This window comes from Sphingopyxis sp. sgz302558 (genome assembly GCF_057220455.1).
This window is the reverse complement of sequence record NZ_JBXPUZ010000001.1, coordinates 663308-678450: the sequence shown is the minus strand read 5'-3', so window position 1 is coordinate 678450 and position 15143 is coordinate 663308. Positions and strand designations below refer to the sequence as shown.

General features: G+C 64.9%; 17 protein-coding genes. 7 read left to right on the top strand and 10 right to left on the bottom strand.

The window, feature by feature from the left end; translation table 11 throughout:
• Positions 1 to 2 precede the first annotated feature (2 nt).
• The 3 genes from typA to AC2TC0_RS03290 form a co-directional block, all read right to left on the bottom strand.
• A complete protein-coding gene (typA, locus tag AC2TC0_RS03300) occupies positions 3 to 1835 on the bottom strand; it encodes a translational GTPase TypA (protein ID WP_484716055.1) in 1833 nt (610 codons plus the stop codon).
• A 56-nt stretch (positions 1836 to 1891) separates the two neighbouring features.
• The gene (locus tag AC2TC0_RS03295) at positions 1892 to 2740 is read right to left on the bottom strand and encodes a hypothetical protein (RefSeq protein WP_484716054.1); all 849 of its coding nucleotides are present in this window, start codon (positions 2738 to 2740) and stop codon (positions 1892 to 1894) included.
• A gap of 68 nt (positions 2741 to 2808) precedes the next feature.
• A complete protein-coding gene (locus AC2TC0_RS03290; RefSeq protein WP_484716053.1) occupies positions 2809 to 3747 on the bottom strand; it encodes a tetratricopeptide repeat protein in 939 nt (312 codons plus the stop codon).
• A 148-nt stretch (positions 3748 to 3895) separates the two neighbouring features.
• Here AC2TC0_RS03290 and AC2TC0_RS03285 point away from each other — a divergent pair, with 148 nt between their 5' ends.
• From AC2TC0_RS03285 to AC2TC0_RS03275, 3 genes are read left to right on the top strand one after another with little or no spacing between them, the layout of a single operon-like run.
• Positions 3896 to 4540, top strand: coding sequence for a GbsR/MarR family transcriptional regulator (locus AC2TC0_RS03285; protein ID WP_484716052.1), 645 nt, complete (start codon positions 3896 to 3898; stop codon positions 4538 to 4540).
• Positions 4527 to 5927: a cytochrome ubiquinol oxidase subunit I gene (locus AC2TC0_RS03280; protein ID WP_484716051.1), complete on the top strand. Its 1401-nt coding sequence runs from the start codon at positions 4527 to 4529 to the stop codon at positions 5925 to 5927. The genes AC2TC0_RS03285 and AC2TC0_RS03280 overlap by 14 nt, the downstream gene beginning before the upstream one ends.
• On the top strand, positions 5924 to 6931 hold the full coding sequence (locus AC2TC0_RS03275; RefSeq protein ID WP_484716050.1) for a cytochrome d ubiquinol oxidase subunit II: 1008 nt from the start codon (positions 5924 to 5926) through the stop codon (positions 6929 to 6931). Before AC2TC0_RS03280 ends, AC2TC0_RS03275 begins: the two co-directional genes overlap by 4 nt.
• Here AC2TC0_RS03275 and AC2TC0_RS03270 read toward each other — a convergent pair.
• Positions 6918 to 7577 carry a 5'-methylthioadenosine/S-adenosylhomocysteine nucleosidase family protein gene (locus tag AC2TC0_RS03270; protein ID WP_484716049.1) on the bottom strand — a complete coding sequence of 220 codons (660 nt, stop codon included), beginning with the start codon at positions 7575 to 7577 and terminating at the stop codon, positions 6918 to 6920. The two genes, AC2TC0_RS03275 and AC2TC0_RS03270, sit on opposite strands and share 14 nt — an antisense overlap.
• A 62-nt stretch (positions 7578 to 7639) precedes the next feature.
• Here AC2TC0_RS03270 and AC2TC0_RS03265 point away from each other — a divergent pair, with 62 nt between their 5' ends.
• Genes AC2TC0_RS03265 through AC2TC0_RS03255 form a run of 3 tightly spaced genes read left to right on the top strand, consistent with a single transcriptional unit; the run spans position 7640 to position 10620 of the window.
• A complete protein-coding gene (locus AC2TC0_RS03265; RefSeq protein ID WP_484716048.1) occupies positions 7640 to 8620 on the top strand; it encodes a bile acid:sodium symporter family protein in 981 nt (326 codons plus the stop codon).
• A 54-nt stretch (positions 8621 to 8674) separates the two neighbouring features.
• Positions 8675 to 9886 (top strand): toxic anion resistance protein, encoded by a 1212-nt coding sequence (locus tag AC2TC0_RS03260; RefSeq protein WP_484716047.1) that lies wholly within the window; start codon positions 8675 to 8677, stop codon positions 9884 to 9886.
• Positions 9887 to 9897: 11 nt separating this feature from the next.
• Positions 9898 to 10620: a hypothetical protein gene (locus AC2TC0_RS03255; protein ID WP_484716046.1), complete on the top strand. Its 723-nt coding sequence runs from the start codon at positions 9898 to 9900 to the stop codon at positions 10618 to 10620.
• Here the strand turns inward: AC2TC0_RS03255 and AC2TC0_RS03250 are convergent.
• The 6 genes from AC2TC0_RS03250 to AC2TC0_RS03225 form a co-directional block, all read right to left on the bottom strand.
• On the bottom strand, positions 10587 to 10913 hold the full coding sequence (locus AC2TC0_RS03250; RefSeq protein WP_484716045.1) for a hypothetical protein: 327 nt from the start codon (positions 10911 to 10913) through the stop codon (positions 10587 to 10589). The two genes, AC2TC0_RS03255 and AC2TC0_RS03250, sit on opposite strands and share 34 nt — an antisense overlap.
• Positions 10910 to 11407, bottom strand: coding sequence for an RNA polymerase sigma factor (locus AC2TC0_RS03245; protein WP_484716044.1), 498 nt, complete (start codon positions 11405 to 11407; stop codon positions 10910 to 10912). Before AC2TC0_RS03245 ends, AC2TC0_RS03250 begins: the two co-directional genes overlap by 4 nt.
• Positions 11408 to 11426: 19 nt before the next feature.
• Positions 11427 to 12047 (bottom strand): hypothetical protein, encoded by a 621-nt coding sequence (locus AC2TC0_RS03240; protein ID WP_484716043.1) that lies wholly within the window; start codon positions 12045 to 12047, stop codon positions 11427 to 11429.
• 199 nt (positions 12048 to 12246) lie between these two features.
• Positions 12247 to 13092, bottom strand: a complete 846-nt coding sequence (locus AC2TC0_RS03235) for a MipA/OmpV family protein (protein WP_484716042.1) — start codon at positions 13090 to 13092, stop codon at positions 12247 to 12249.
• 87 nt (positions 13093 to 13179) lie between these two features.
• Complete coding sequence (locus AC2TC0_RS03230; RefSeq protein ID WP_484716041.1) at positions 13180 to 13851, bottom strand: DUF4386 family protein; 672 nt, start codon at positions 13849 to 13851, stop codon at positions 13180 to 13182.
• Positions 13848 to 14384, bottom strand: a complete 537-nt coding sequence (locus AC2TC0_RS03225; protein ID WP_484716040.1) for a cupin domain-containing protein — start codon at positions 14382 to 14384, stop codon at positions 13848 to 13850. The genes AC2TC0_RS03230 and AC2TC0_RS03225 overlap by 4 nt, the downstream gene beginning before the upstream one ends.
• A 125-nt stretch (positions 14385 to 14509) precedes the next feature.
• Between AC2TC0_RS03225 and AC2TC0_RS03220 the strand changes: the two genes are divergently transcribed.
• Positions 14510 to 15142 (top strand): TetR/AcrR family transcriptional regulator, encoded by a 633-nt coding sequence (locus tag AC2TC0_RS03220; RefSeq protein ID WP_484716039.1) that lies wholly within the window; start codon positions 14510 to 14512, stop codon positions 15140 to 15142.
• Position 15143 lies beyond the last annotated feature (1 nt).

Below are 15143 nucleotides of genomic sequence, written 5' to 3'. Positions count from 1 at the left end.
AACTAGGCCGCTTCCTTCTTCCGCGACGCCTTCTTGCGTTCGTGCGGGTCAAGGATGGCCTTGCGAATGCGGATATTTTTGGGCGTCACCTCGACCATTTCGTCATCGTCGATATAGGCGATCGCCTGTTCCAGCGTCATGCGTTTTGGAGGCGTTAGCCTGATGGCGTCGTCCTTACCGGTCGAACGGAAGTTGGTCAGCTGCTTCGATTTCATCGGATTGACTTCAAGGTCTTCGGGCTTGGCATTTTCGCCGATGATCATCCCTTCATACAGCGCCTCACCGGGCGAAACGAACAGGATGCCGCGTTCTTCCAAGGGGCCGAGCGCATAAGCGACCGCTTCGCCCGCACCGTTCGAAATCAGCACGCCATTCTGCCGCCCCGCAATCACGCCCTTGTACGGGCCATAGCGGTCGAACAGCCGATTCATGATGCCGGTGCCGCGCGTATCGGACAGGAATTCGCCATGATAGCCGATCAGGCCGCGCGAAGGGCCCGAAAAGCTGATGCGCGTCTTGCCGCCGCCTGACGGGCGCATGTCGGTGAGCTCGGCTTTGCGCAGCTGCATTTTTTCGACGACCGTGCCCGAATGTTCGTCATCCACGTCGATGACCACCGTTTCATACGGCTCTGTGCGCTGGCCATTTTCATCGGTTTGATAGAGCACGCGCGGGCGCGAAATGCCCAGTTCAAAGCCTTCGCGCCGCATCGTTTCGATGAGCACGCCCAGTTGCAATTCGCCGCGCCCGGCGACTTCGAAGCTGTCCTTGTCGGCGCTTTCGGTGACGCGGATCGCGACATTGGTTTCGGCCTCGCGCATCAACCGGTCGCGGATCATCCGGCTCGTCACCTTCGTCCCCTCGCGCCCCGCCATCGGCGAATCATTCACCGCAAAGCGCATCGACAGCGTCGGCGGATCGATCGGCTGCGCCGGGATGGGGGCGCTGACGCTTGGGTCGGCGATGGTGTTGGCGACGGTGGCATTGGTCAGCCCCGCGATGGCGACGATGTCGCCCGCGCGCGCTTCGTCGACGGGAACGCGCTCGAGCCCGCGAAAGGCGAGCAGCTTCGAGGCGCGCCCGGTTTCAATGACCTTACCCTCGGCGTCCAACGCGTGGATCGGCTGGTTGACCTTCAGGCTGCCCGACTGGACGCGGCCCGTCAGCACGCGGCCAATAAAATTGTCGCGGTCGAGCAGGGTGACGAGGAAGCTGAACGGCCCGTCTTCGTCCAGCCCCGGCGGCGGCACATGGTTGATAATGGTGTCGAACAGCGGAGCGAGATCGCCATCGCGCGCATTCATGTCGTGGCTCGCGAAACCAGCGCGCCCCGAGGCGTAAAGGATCGGGAAATCGAGCTGTTCGTCGCTGGCCTCGAGCGTCAGGAACAGTTCGAACACCTCGTCCAATACTTCGGCGGCGCGCGCGTCGCTGCGGTCGATCTTGTTGACGACGACGATAGGGCGCAGGCCCAGCGCCAGCGCCTTCCCGGTCACGAATTTGGTCTGCGGCATCGGCCCTTCGGCGGCGTCGACCAGCAGGATGACGCCGTCGACCATCGACAGGATGCGCTCCACCTCGCCGCCGAAATCGGCGTGGCCCGGGGTGTCGACGATGTTGATGCGAACCATGTCGCCATCATGCTCGCGCTCGACGCTGGTGCATTTGGCCAGAATCGTGATCCCGCGCTCCTTCTCCAGGTCATTGCTATCCATCGCGCGTTCTTCGACGCGCTGGTTGTCGCGGAAGGTGCCCGACTGGCGGAACAGCTGGTCAACGAGGGTGGTTTTGCCGTGATCGACGTGCGCGATAATGGCAATATTGCGGAGCGACATGGGGGAGTAAGCCTTATGGGAGCGGGGGTCAGCGGTGCCGACGGTTGCGCGCGCCCTTAGCGGCTATCGCGCTGCGGCGCAACAAAAGCGAGGTTGGCGGCATTGTAGAGTGATTGGGCTTCTTTCGCGCGCAAACGCCGCTCGAGTCCATCCTCGAACAGCGCGCGCCAAGCCATTTCCGAAAACTCGAACTGTTCATAGTCCGACGCTTTGCTGCCCAGCTCTAGCAATGCACGCGAGGCGGCCAGCAATTCACGCTGCTCGGCGCGAAACTTCGGGGCTGGATAGCGCTCGGCGACTAACCCCAGTTGATGCCGCGCTGCCGCCAGCAGCGTGCGCGCTGCAACAGGGTCGTCTTGCCGGACCATTTCGGCCGCGCCGAGTAGCGCGAAGGCGACCAACCGCAATTGGTCGTCGAGAGTGCGCCGCGCCTGCGATTCGTTTTCCGCACAGGCACTGATCGCGCGTATATAGGCGGCAAGCGCTTCGAGCATGGCCGGGGTCGGTTCCTGTCCAGCAAATTCCTCGACAATTAGCGTGCGGATGAAGGGCTCGAGCGCCGCCGCAGCCGGGTCACGCGACACTTTGCCCGGCAGTGCGAGATCGGGAATGGCAACCGGATCAAATTGCCCATTGCCGCGCGCGGCGCTGAAGAAGCTGTTCGTGACATCGGCGGTTCCCGGCGCGCCGGATACCCCTGCCATCACAAAATGCACATTGCCGCGACCATTGACATGGCAACTCGCGCAGCTCAGCCCGCCCTTCGCCGCCTGTCCGCCGAGCAACGCTGGACTGTTGAACAAAGCCTCGCCCGCCCGCACGTCCACCGTCTGGCTGGTCAGGCAAACGGCAGGCTGCGTCGTCAGTGCGTCCTTCGCTGCCTCCGGCGCGGTCCAGCGGAGCATTTCAAATGGAAGCGGCGTAGCGGCAGGAGCGGCTGCCGCCAGCGCGCCCGCCAGACCTAGCCCTGCGATCAGCTGGCGGATGGCGCTTTCTCCGCGATCCCCGCCTTGACGATCAAACGCCGCAGTTCATCCGCCTCGTTGCAGCCAAAGCCGCACAGTGCCTCCAACCGCGCCAGATGCGCCTTCGCCCCCGCAACATTGCCGCGCTCCAACTTCAGCTCGCCATAATATTCCAGCGCGCCGCGATGGTCAGGCGCGATGGCAAGCGCGGCCTGATAATGGCCCTCGGCGACCGCGTAACGACCGAGCTTGCGGTTGGCGAAGCCCAGATAGGTCAGCACGTCGGGATGCGGCCCCGCCGCCCAGCGCGCGGCATCGAGATAGGCGATCGCCTCTTCATAACGTGCCTCATTGATCAAGCTGACCGCGGTTACATAAACTCCGTCGGCCGCCTTGGCCTCTGCCAGTTGCACATCGGGGCGATAGGGCAGCGCGGCTTGCGGCCCTGCCGCCACTGCTTCATTTGCCTTGGCAATGGCATCGGCCAGCTTGGCCGCGTCGGCGCAGCTGCCCGCGCAGGCGGTCTGCATGGCGCTCAGCGCCTCTATTTGCGGCTTGGCCTTCTCGGCCTGCCCTGACCGGGCGTGGGCAATCGCCAAATCGCGCCGCGCCTCGATCAGCTTGCCATCAATTTTGATGGCAGCCTCCAGCGGCTTCACCGCTTTTTTGAAATCGCCAAGGCCGATGTGGCTAGCGCCCAGCAAATATTGCGCGCCCGCTTCCTTGGGCGCAGCTGCCACCACCTTCTTGAAATGGTCAACCGCCGCCTTGAAATCGCCGGCGCGATAGGCCGTCGTGCCCTTTTGATATTCGACCATGGGGTCATAGGCCGGGATCGACGGGCTGGGTGCCGATCCGCCACCCCCGCCGCCGCCAGCGGCCAAGAGGGGAAGCGGCACGAGCAAAGCGGCTGCCAGCAGGGGGAAGATGATACGCGACTCGGTCATGGCTCTCTCTCCTTCGCCCCCGCGCAGGCGCGACGCTATCATCGCGCCGCTTGCCGTGAAAGCCTGATCGCCAGCAGGGCGAAGAAATTACATTTCCGAAGTTTCAATATTTATTGAAACTTCGGAAATGTATTCATATGTGCAAGCCATGGACTTTGCTCTCACCCCCGATTCGCCTGCGCCGAGCGACATGACCGCGCCGCTGCGCCTCTCGCCGCTGGCACAGGCCTTTGTCCTGCATTTCGGCGAAATGGGCAGCCGCTGGGGCATCAACCGCACCGTCGGACAAATCTACGCCATGCTGTTTCTGGCCGAAGCGCCGCGGCATGCCGAGGAAATTAGCGAGGCACTGAGCCTGTCGCGCGGCAGCGTGTCGATGGGGCTGAAGGAGCTCGCCAGCTGGAATCTTGTCCGCCTGCGCCATGTACCAGGCGACCGGCGCGATTATTATGAAACGCCGCGCGACGTGTGGGCGATTTTCCGCACGCTGGTGGAAGAGCGCAAGAAGCGCGAGATTGACCCGACCCTGACCACGCTGCGCAGCCTGATGATCGAGCCCGCTGCCAATGCCAGCGACCGGTTTGCGCAGGCGCGCATGGCGGAAATGCACGAACAGATCGAGCTTTTGACCGACTGGTATGACGAAATGCGCCACCTCGACACCGACCGCCTGCTGCAACTGCTGCGGCTCGGTTCGCATGTCGTCAAATTGCTCGAAATGAAGGACAGAATGCTTGGACGCGGCAAGGGCGCTGCGGACCAGTGGTTGGAGCTTGACGATGGACGGCCTTGACCCGCTGATGCTGGCGCGGATCCAATTTGCCGCGAACATCAGCTTTCACATCCTCTTCCCCACCATCACCATCGCGCTTGGCTGGGCGCTCTTGGGGTTCAAAATCGCCTACAACCGCACCGGCAACGAGGCGTGGATGGACGCCTATAAGCTGTGGGTGAAGGTCTTTGCCTTGAGCTTCGCCATGGGCGTGGTCAGCGGTATCACCATGTCGTTCCAATTCGGCACCAACTGGCCGGGTTTCATGGAGCGTGTTGGCAATATCGCCGGACCGCTGCTCGCCTATGAGGTGCTGACCGCCTTTTTCCTCGAGGCCGTGTTCCTAGGCATCATGCTGTTCGGTTTCCGCCGCGTGCCGGGCTGGGTGCACACGCTGGCGACCTTTCTGGTGGCGGCGGGCACAACGCTGTCGGCCTTCTGGATCATCGTCCTCAACAGCTGGATGCACACGCCCGTCGGCTATGAAATCCGCGACGGCGTCGCGCACGCGACCAATTGGGGCGCGATTATCTTCAATCCGTCGATGCCCTATCGGTTGATGCATATGCTGCTTGCCTCCGCGCTCACCGTGGCCTTCCTGCTCGCCGGGATCAGCGCGTGGCGCTGGCTGCGCGATGGCGGCGGCGACGGCGTGCGCCGCGCCCTCAAAACCGGCGTCTATGCCGCCGCGCTGCTGATCCCCGTGCAGATTTTCGTCGGCGACTTGCACGGGCTCAACACGCTGGAGCATCAACCAGCCAAGATCGCGGCGATGGAGGCCAATTGGGAAACGCGAGGGCAAGTCCCGCTCGTCCTGTTCGCACTGCCCGATGAGGCTACGCGCAGCAACAAGTTCGAAATTGCCGTGCCCAATGGCGCAAGCCTGATCCTGAAGCATGAAGCCGATGGCGTCGTCCCCGGCCTTAACGATTTCAAGGGCGCGCATCCGCCCGTCGCTCCTGTCTTTTGGGGTTTCCGCATCATGGTCGGCATCGGCGTGCTGATGCTGCTGGTCAGTTGGACCGGCGCCTGGCTGATCCGGCGTCGCGGGGTTGATGGCCTGCCGCGCTGGTATGCCTATGCGCTGGTCGCGATGACCTTTTCGGGCTGGGTCGCGACGCTGGCGGGCTGGTATGTCACTGAAATCGGGCGCCAGCCGTGGCTGGTCACCGGCATCTTGCGCACCGGCGAAGCGGCGGGGCCGGTCGGCGCGACGATGATTGCGGGCTCATTGACGCTTTATCTCGCTGTCTATGCAGTGCTGCTCGCCGCCTATATCGCCGTGCTCTACCGCCTGGCGCGGCTGGGCAGCCATGCGCCGCAAGGCAAGCCCATGTTCCCGCTGCCCGGCGTCGCTGAAGGGCCCGCGCGCGGCCAGTCCGAGCCGTTGGTGGAGGCACCCGCGTGACGCCCTTTCTGCCGCCCGAATGGCTGCCCGTCATCTTTGCGGGTCTGATGGGGCTGTCGATCCTGCTTTATGTCATCCTCGACGGCTATGACCTCGGTGTCGGCATGCTCAGCCGCCTTGCGACCGATCATGACCGCGACCTGATGGTGGCCTCGATCGGCCCTTTCTGGGATGCCAATGAAACCTGGCTGGTGCTGGGCATCGGGTTGCTTCTGGTCGCCTTTCCAGTCGCGCATGGCGAGATTTTGACCCAGCTTTACATCCCGGTCGCATTGATGCTCGTCGGCCTGATCCTGCGCGGCGTCGCGTTTGAATTCCGCGCCAAGGCCGAACCCACCAACAAACATTACTGGGACAATGCCTTTTTCGGCGGCTCGCTGCTCACCGCCTTGTGTCAGGGCTATATGCTGGGGGCCTATGTGCTGGGCTTCGACCAGAGCCTTGCCGCTGTCCTTTTCTGCCTGCTCGCTGCAGCAGGCTTGGCTGTGGGCTATATCTTCGTCGGCGCCTGCTGGCTGATCTACAAGGTCGAGGGCGAACTCCAGCGTCGCGCCGCGCGCTGGGCCGAGGTGACCTTGTGGCTCACTGCGCTCGCGATGGCGGTGATTTCCATCGCTACGCCGCTGCTGTCCGAGCGGATATTTGACCGCTGGTTCCGCTTGCCCGAGTTTATCGCGCTGCTGCCCATCCCGCTCGCCGCCGCCGCGTTATTCGTCGGCCTCGCCATTTTCCTGCGCCGCCCCCAGCGTGCTGACGATGCGCTGTCCTGGGTGCCGCTGGCGGTCGCGGGCATCCTATTCGCGCTGGGCTTTATCGGCATCGCCTATAGCTTCTATCCTTATCTCATCGCCGACCGGCTCGACATCTGGCAGGCCGCCGCCAGCCCCGAGGCGCTGAGCATCATCCTCATTGGCACGATCTTCGTCCTGCCGGTGATTTTGGGCTATTCCTTGCTCGCCCACTGGATTTTCCGCGGGAAAGCAACGCAGCTCAGCTATTATTGAGGCGGCGGACCAGCAGTTCCACGGCGGCCGCGGCCCGCGCCGCCGCCGCGCGCAGATTGATGGTAAAATCGCCCGCGCTGGCGCCGTTGGCGTCGTCGGTGGTTGCCTTCACTGCGGCCCAGGGTAGGCCCAGCGTCGTCGCCACTTGCGCCACCGCCGCAACTTCCATGTCAACCAAGTGGCACCCCATGCCGACCAGCCGCGCGGCGAGCCCCTCATCTTCGACAAAAGCATCGCCGCTGGCGATGCGCGCGTGGGGAAGGCAGAGACCGGGATCGGGCATCGCCGCAAAGGGCCGGTCGGCAGCATCGCCCATCGGCCAGTCACCCGCCGGATAAGTGACAAAGCCGTCGGGCCGCGCCGCGCCATAATCATGCTGCACCGCCTCGGCGAGCCAGAAGGTATCGCCCGCAATGCCGGTCAGCCGCCCGCACGTCCCGCTCATCAGCAAAGCTGCAGGCTGCACCCGCTCGGCCCACAGCGCCGCCGCCGTGGCGGCATTGACCTTGCCCAGCCCGCAGGTGACGATGGTCACATCCCCCACGCGCCGCAGGGCAAAGGGCGCAGCGGCGATGGCCTCGCCCTGCCCCGCGAACAGCGCGTCCGCCTCTTCGGGCAGCGCGGCGAGAATCAGCTGGTGCGGCATGCCAGCGTCATAGCTGGCGACACACGCTTGCCAAGCAGAGACAGGCGCGGCATCGCCAAACCATGCTCGCGCGCCTGTTCCCCGACCGTTTCGTGCTGATCCTGCTCGCGACCATATTGGCCGCATCGCTGGTGCCCGTCCGGGGGGGCACCGTCGGCGTGGCCCAAGCGATTGCCACTGCCGCCATCGTGCTGCTGTTCTTCCTCAATGGCGTGCGCCTGCCGCGCCATGAGGTGTTCGCCGCCGCACGCAACCTGCGGCTGATTGGCGCGGCGCTGGGTTTCTGCTTTATCGCCATGCCCGCCATCGGCTGGCTGCTGTACCGCTCGACCGAGCCGCTGCTGCCGCACCCTATCGCCCTCGGCTTTCTCTATTGCGGCATCCTGCCCTCGACCGTCCAGTCGGCCACCGGCGCGACCGGAATGGCCAAAAGCGATGTGGCGGCCAGCGTGGTCCTCGCCGCACTGCTCAATCTGGTCGGCGTGGCGCTTTCACCCATCTTGTTCGCCCTGCTCGACGGACGCGCGGCGGCCATGAACAGTGACGCCGAACTGCGCATCGTCCTGATCCTGCTTTTGCCCTTCATCCTTGGCCAGATCGCCCGCCGCTGGCTGCGCGATGCCGTGACGGCGCGACCGGTGCTGGTGCGCACGCTCGACCGCAGCGCCATCGCCATCGCCGTCTATGTCGCCTTTTCGGGCGCGGTCGTCGGAGGCCTGTGGGACCGGCTGAGCGCGCGCGACATCGTCATCATCAGCGGCGGGATCACCATCTTTCTGGCCCTGGCTTACGGCGGCGCATGGGCGCTGGGCCGGCGCGTTGGCCTCGCGTTGCCGCAGCGCGCCAGCCTGATGTTCGCGGGCGCGCAGAAAAGCATCGCGGTCGGCGCGCCGCTGGCGTCCACCCTGTTCACACCGGCGACGGCGGGCATGGTGCTGGTCGTCATCCTTGGCTATCATATGGCGCAGCTGATGGTTGCGGCGTGGCTTGCGCCGCTGATCGCAGCGCGCGTTGACGCTGCCTCAAGCGTCCTAGTTGAATAATACAGTGCGCCATGCCATATCGGCCAGCGCAAGGGGTCTGAAAGGTAAGACGCAATGAGTGAACCGACCGCAACGGCCACCGCCACCGACGATCTGGTGCTGACCCCGCCCGATCCGCTGCCCCCCGTCAGCCCCGAAAAGGCCGCCGGCCTCGTACCGCTGTCGGGCGAGCAGAAATCAAAACTGGAGGAGCGCGTCGATGGCTTCATCGACGATCTGGTGGCGCAGGATCCCAATTCGCCTGCCTTCGGGCAAAAGGTCGACCAGATTACCAATATGGGGCGCAAGGAAATGCTGGAGGCCGCCAGCCTGTCCAACCGCTTCCTCGACCGCCCGGTCAAGGCGATGGACCGCGACAGCGACATTGGCCAGAATCTGATCGAACTCAGGAACACCGTCGAACGGCTCGACCCGTCGGCGAACGGCAAGCTGCTCTCCAAGCGCGGCTTCCTCGACAAGTTTTTCGGCAGCGGCGTTACCAATTATTTCGCCAAATATCGCTCGGCGCAGACGCACATCAGCGGCATCTTGACCGCACTTGCCAACGGCAAGGACGAGCTGATCATGGACAATGCCGCGATCGACGTCGAACGCAGGAAGCTGTGGGAGGCGATGGGCAAGCTGGAACAGATGGTCCATATCAGCCGCACACTCGACGAGCGGCTGGAGGCCAAGGCCGCCGAGCTTGACGGCACCGACCCGGCCAAGGCCAAGGTGCTGCGCGAAAGCGCGCTGTTCTATGCACGCCAGCGCACGCAGGATTTGCTCACCCAAATGGCGGTGACGGTGCAGGGCTATCTGGCGCTTGATCTCGTGAAAAAGAATAATGTCGAGCTAGTGAAGGGCGTCGACCGTGCCAGTACCACCACCGTTGGCGCGCTGAAAACCGCGATCACCGTTGCGCAGGCGATGACCAACCAAAAATTGGTGCTCGAACAGATCACAGCGCTCAACACCACCACCGCCAGCATCATCGACGGCACGTCAAAGATGCTCAAAGACAATACTGCGCGCATCCACGAACAGGCCGCAACCAGCATCATCCCGGTGGAAACGCTGCAGCGCGCCTTCCAGAATATCTATGACACGATGGACGCCATCGACACCTTCAAGCTGCGCGCGCTCGATACGATGAAGGCGACCGTGACCACGCTGGAGGGCGAGGTCGCCAAATCCAAGGGGTATATCGCGCGCGCCGAAGGCGCATCACAAGCGCAGGCCAGCGTCGGCGGGGCCGACAGCCCGCTCGCCTCGCTCGAAGGTTGAAGGCGCACACCATGGTCAGCGAAGTCGACCGTGTGGTCGCCCAGGCCGACGCCGCCATCGATTCGATGCGCTGGCGCAACCATCATATCGGGATGAAGAGCCGCGCGCTGAAGCGCCAGCATGGCTGGAAGAAGCTTGGCCGGATGCTTGCTGCCGTCGGCGCGATTGTGGTGGGTGCGGGGCTGTTCGGGGCGATCATCCAGCCGCTCGGCTTCCTCGGCACGATGGCGACCCTGATCGCCATTTGCGGCGCGGTGTTCGCGCTCGCGGTCTGGCCCAAATTCCCCGAACAGCGCGCCGAGGAATTGCCCAAGGTTGATTTGAAACAACTCGCCGGGCGCACCGAAATCTGGCTCGAGACGCAGCGCCCCGCGCTGCCCGCCCCCGCCAAGACGCTGGTCGACGACATCGGCGTCCAGCTCGACCTGCTTGCGCCGCAGCTGCAGGCGCTCGACCCCACACTCCCGGCCGCGGCGAGCATCCGCAAGCTGGTGGGCGAAGATCTGCCCGAACTGGTCGGCGGTTACCGCCGTATCCCCGAACCGCTCCGCCGCGAGGCGCATGCCGGACGCACCCCCGACGACCAGCTGGTCGAGGGACTGAAACTGATCGAGCGCGAAATCGGCAGCGCCGCCCGCTCTCTGGCGGCGGGCAAGCTTGACGAGCTCGCCACGCGCCAGCGCTACCTCGAGCTGAAATATCAGGGCGCGGGGGACGATCCGGCGCGCGACTGACGACCGCCGCCACCGCCGAGCAGCACCAGCAGCACCAAGGCCACGGGCAGCGCGACAAGCCAGCCGTCAAGCGCCACCCCCAGCGCGCGCGCCAGCACCACTCCCGACAAAAGCGCCGCGATCAGCGCCGCCACCTCATGCAGAAGGCCGCGCGCATAGCGGCGCTCGGCGGCGTGCAGCCGCACCAACTCGTCAACGGCAACATCCACCCGTGCGGCAAACAGCCGGTCAGGCGCGCGCGGAGGCGGGGCCAGCAGCGCGCCCAGCGCATCGTTGAAATCCTGCTCGGTCATTCGCGCTCTCCTGCGGCGACCAGCCGCTGCAATTTCTCGCGTCCGCGCAGCACCAGCGATTTGACCGTGCACAGCGGCACGCCCAATATCGCCGCGGCTTCGCCGTGCGAATGGCCATGGCCCAGACACAGGGTCATGGCTGCACGCTCTGCGTCACCAAGTTGCCCGAACAGCCGTTCAAGGTCCAGCGCCGCGCCGCTTTCGGGGGCAACCGCCTGCGCATCGGTGTCATACTCGCTCGCCAGCCAGCCAGCGCGCCGCGCATCGCGGCGGCGGCGGTCCAGGAAGAGCCGCCAACCGATGCCCGCCACCCAGCCGAACCAGCTGCCCTCCCCCCGATAATCGCCCGCGCGCTGCCACGCGCGCAGCAAGGCCTCCTGCGCCAACTCGTCGCCCTCCGCCGCGCCCGCAACGCGGCCCAGAAAGCCGCGCAGCCGCGCTTCGTGGCGCAGCACCAACTGGTGAAAGGCGCGGCGGTCGCCCGCCGCCGCCAATCGGGAAAGGGACGCGTCATCATCCGCGCGCAGCGGCCTGCTCCTCGGCCTGCTCGCGCTTTTGCAGGCGGCGGCTGAGCATCAGCGCCGCGCCGACAAGCAGCGGGAACAGCGCCGCGCCCAGCGAGCCACGGATGACGTCTTCCGCGCCCAGAACCAGTCCGAAACCGGAGATGGCAAAGCCGATCGCGATCAGCACCAGCGCCAGCCGGTCGTCACCACCCTTGGGCTTTTTGGTCTCTTCGCTGGCCAGATCATAAGGCTTGTTGAGCTTATCAATCAGCGCCCCGGCGTCGCCCGACTTGGTCTCGATTGCCTTGCGCACCGAGCGGTGGATCATGAAGGCATGGATGATGCGCGCCAGCAGGAACATCCCCACCAAAAACATCGAAGCAATCACCGCAGTGTTAAATACTTCGAACAGCTGATCAAAAATAATGACCACATCCGACTCAGGCGGTTTGGCGGGCAGATAGGCGGCGACCTGCGACGGACCGACATATTGCGCCACTTGTTCAGCGGTGATCGGCGGCTGCGGCGGCTGCACCGCCACACCGGCTCGCGCCGCCTCGGCGGCCTGGGCCGCTGCGTCAACCGGCACCGCTCCGGCCTGGGTGACAATCATCTGGGTCGTCAGCATCTGTTTTCTCCTGTCCGCGCGGCGCGCCGCGCGCAAGCCATGGTTGCGCCAGTGGCGGACAGACGGGACGCACCCGGCCCGTTTATGGAGAGGCAAAGCCAAAGCCCGCCGCCCACCACCGACGCCCCGGCATCAGCGCCGGGACAATGGTGAGACGGGACGAAGCGGACGATTGGATGCACGAGATCATGATATTTTGTCAGAAGCCAATCACCACACCCACACCCGCGTGAAACTGATCAGCGCTGCCTTCGCTCTGCACAATCGGGCTGTCGGCAAAATCGCCCAGCAGGCGGCGATAGCCTGCCTCGGCAACAAGCGCCCAGCGGTCGGTGATCGCATAACGCAGGCCGACCGTCGCGCCGACATCCTTGATCCCGCCATCGGGGCGATAAGCGGCCAGGCCGCTGGCCAGCGCCGCAGCATCGGTCACGCCGAAATAGGTGCGGGCATAAGCGGCATCGGCATAGCTGGCCGCTGCTTCGAATGATGCGCCGAGCTTGCCGGTGACCGGAATGGTCCAGCGAATGGTTGCATCGCCAAGCCAGCCGTCGTGGACATCCGACACGTCGCGCATCGCGGCGAGCGAAAATCGTAACCGGTCGCCATTGCCGATAGGGCCGTCCACCCAAACGGCCGCCTGCGCGCCGACTTCGAAGGCATCATCGATACGCCCCAGCGCCTTCACGGCGGCGCTGTCGATGTTCTTGGGGTCGCGCTTGAAGGTCCAGTTGACGATGGGGCCGAACTCCAAGGCTTCGCTGCTCAGCAGATCCGCCGACAGCGCAGTGCCATCGAAGGTAAGGCTGCGGTCTTCCCAGCTGATTGTGCCGATAGCCAGCGGCGAGATGCGGTAATCGTTCGAACCCATATATTCCGGCGCAATCGCGATTCCGCCGCCGACTTCGCCGCTGATGGCGTCGGTTTGCGCTTTGGGTTCGCCTTCTGCTGCTTGCGCCAGCTGCGGCAACAACACAGCACCAATGATGGCGATGGCAATGCCAGCAATCTGACTGGCCTTGGCGGTGGGGAGAGTATTGAACATGATGTTTTCCTTGTGACACGGCAGAGAGAGCCAAGCGTGCCGCTGCCGTCGGCGGCGCGCCCGATGCAGTAAATTTTCAGATGCAGGTCAGGCCGCGCGCGGGGCCCGGATCAGCGCTGTGCCAGTTGCAACCAGCCAGCCGGTCAGCGCCAGAAATCCGCCGATAGTGGCGAGCGCAAAACGGTCGCCTGATGCCCCCAGCGCCAATGCCAGCCCTTCGCCGGTGCCGATCGCCAGCAGCAGCGCGGTCAGGCCGCCCGCAATAGCGAGACGGCGCACGCGCTCGCCCCATTGCAGCACCGCCAGCGCGGCGACGAACAATGCGGTCAGCAGCTGTCCCAGATGCTCGCCAATCGCGACGCCGCCGTAGGCGTTGATCAGCGCCAGTTCGGCGGCCGCAGTCGTACCGTGCAAATGCGGAACGACAAAAACCCAGCGCGCCAGCCCAACGGCTTGCAGCGTCCCAGCCAGCGCGGCAAAAAGTGCCGCACCCAGCGTCAACGCTGGCCGCGTCGCCATCCGCCGCGGCGTGATCGCGAGCGCCGCCCCCAGCGGGACCAGCGCCAAAGCAGCGAGCATGAAGGCCCACCAGATCAGCACCAGCGCGGGCCCGCCTGCGGAGAAGGCCTGCAAAATGTCGGCCGCAGGAAGCCGCAATATCGCGGGATAATCAAAACGCAGCGCCAGCAACGCATAGGGCAGGTTGAACCCGACGCCGAGCGCGATCGCGGCCCAGCCGGTCAGCGGCGCGCGGTTCATGACTGCCGCCAAAAGCGGTCGAGTCCCTGTTTGCTGGCTTGGCGGGCCATGATCGCGAGCAACGGTTGCTGCACCCAGCCCGGCAGCGCCGCCAACGTCAGATCGGCTTGACGGATCGCCAGCGCCAGCGCGGCCAGGCTGCGTGGCATGCCATCGGCGCGCGCGCGCCCTTCGACAGCAAGGCCGGTCATAATCCGCAGGAAGCGTTCAAAACCATCCCCCGGCGCAACGGTGCACACAAAGGTCACATCGGCGTCGCTGTCATTGCGAAAACCATGCGCCTCGCCGGGATGGACGGTGATGCTGTCGCCGGCGCACAGCTGTTCCCAATGGCCCTTGGTCCAGAAAGCCAGCGTGCCGGCCTCGACCGCAAAGCTTTCGGTCAACCGGCCATGCCGGTGCACAGGGCTGCCCGCTGCACCCGGCGGCAGCGTCGTGCGAAAGCGCAAAGGGCCCGCTTGGCCCGTCAGCGGCGAGGTCAAAATGGTGGTCCGGTCGCCGGTGGCCGGATTGTCGAGTTGGCGGGAGAGCATGAATTGGCTCCTGTCACTGGTTGGTGACAGTGCATGTATCACCGCTCGGTGACATTGCAAGCAGAAAATCACCGAGCAGTGACAATTTGCTTGTGCAGCGCATCTTGTCCGGCCATGCTCACCCCATGACCCAGCCCAAATCCTCGACCAAAGGCCCGCGCATTGGCCGCGCCGGTATGAGCCAGCAGATATTGGATGCCGCCCGCGAAACCTTGGCACAGGACGGATTTGCCGCCTTCGGTGTCAACGCCGTCGCGCGCGCCGCGGGCTGCGACAAACAGCTTATCTACCGCTATTTTGGGGGCCTCGACGGCTTGGTTGCGGCAATCGGGGAAACGTTGGCCGATCGGGTTACTGCCGGGTTGACCCAGCCCGATCCGCCGCCTGCCAGCTATGCCGCGCTCATCGAAGCTTTGCTGCGGCGCTTATTCGACCTGCTTGTACAAGATGCGCTGGTGCGCCGCATCGCCGCTTGGGAGCTTGCCGATCCATCGCCGCTGACGCTGCCGCTGGCCGCCGCGCGCTCGGCTGGCCTGCAGCAATGGGTGGCAGACATGCGCGGCAATCTGGCCGCACCAGCTGGCATCGACGCCCCAGCGGTCAACGCGCTGTTGATTGGCGGCGTCCAGCAGCTCGCGCTCGCCGCTGCTGCGGGCCAGCCGTTTGCGGGCCTGGTGCTTGATCCCGCGGGTACAGCGCGCACGCAGGCGGCCATCGCGGCACTGGTGCACGGCGTCTATGGCAGCGCCAAAAACTGAC

Coding starts and splice junctions, on each gene's coding strand:
- AC2TC0_RS03240 (WP_484716043.1), bottom strand. CDS start 12,047: ATGCTGACGACCCAGATGATTGTCACCCAGGCCGGAGCGGTGCCGGTT.
- AC2TC0_RS03220 (WP_484716039.1), top strand. CDS start 14,510: ATGACCCAGCCCAAATCCTCGACCAAAGGCCCGCGCATTGGCCGCGCC.
- AC2TC0_RS03295 (WP_484716054.1), bottom strand. CDS start 2,740: ATGCTCCGCTGGACCGCGCCGGAGGCAGCGAAGGACGCACTGACGACG.
- AC2TC0_RS03230 (WP_484716041.1), bottom strand. CDS start 13,851: ATGAACCGCGCGCCGCTGACCGGCTGGGCCGCGATCGCGCTCGGCGTC.
- AC2TC0_RS03270 (WP_484716049.1), bottom strand. CDS start 7,577: ATGCCGCACCAGCTGATTCTCGCCGCGCTGCCCGAAGAGGCGGACGCG.
- AC2TC0_RS03280 (WP_484716051.1), top strand. CDS start 4,527: ATGGACGGCCTTGACCCGCTGATGCTGGCGCGGATCCAATTTGCCGCG.
- AC2TC0_RS03290 (WP_484716053.1), bottom strand. CDS start 3,747: ATGACCGAGTCGCGTATCATCTTCCCCCTGCTGGCAGCCGCTTTGCTC.
- AC2TC0_RS03285 (WP_484716052.1), top strand. CDS start 3,896: ATGGACTTTGCTCTCACCCCCGATTCGCCTGCGCCGAGCGACATGACC.
- AC2TC0_RS03265 (WP_484716048.1), top strand. CDS start 7,640: ATGCTCGCGCGCCTGTTCCCCGACCGTTTCGTGCTGATCCTGCTCGCG.
- typA (WP_484716055.1), bottom strand. CDS start 1,835: ATGTCGCTCCGCAATATTGCCATTATCGCGCACGTCGATCACGGCAAA.
- AC2TC0_RS03255 (WP_484716046.1), top strand. CDS start 9,898: ATGGTCAGCGAAGTCGACCGTGTGGTCGCCCAGGCCGACGCCGCCATC.
- AC2TC0_RS03250 (WP_484716045.1), bottom strand. CDS start 10,913: ATGACCGAGCAGGATTTCAACGATGCGCTGGGCGCGCTGCTGGCCCCG.
- AC2TC0_RS03235 (WP_484716042.1), bottom strand. CDS start 13,092: ATGTTCAATACTCTCCCCACCGCCAAGGCCAGTCAGATTGCTGGCATT.
- AC2TC0_RS03225 (WP_484716040.1), bottom strand. CDS start 14,384: ATGCTCTCCCGCCAACTCGACAATCCGGCCACCGGCGACCGGACCACC.
- AC2TC0_RS03260 (WP_484716047.1), top strand. CDS start 8,675: ATGAGTGAACCGACCGCAACGGCCACCGCCACCGACGATCTGGTGCTG.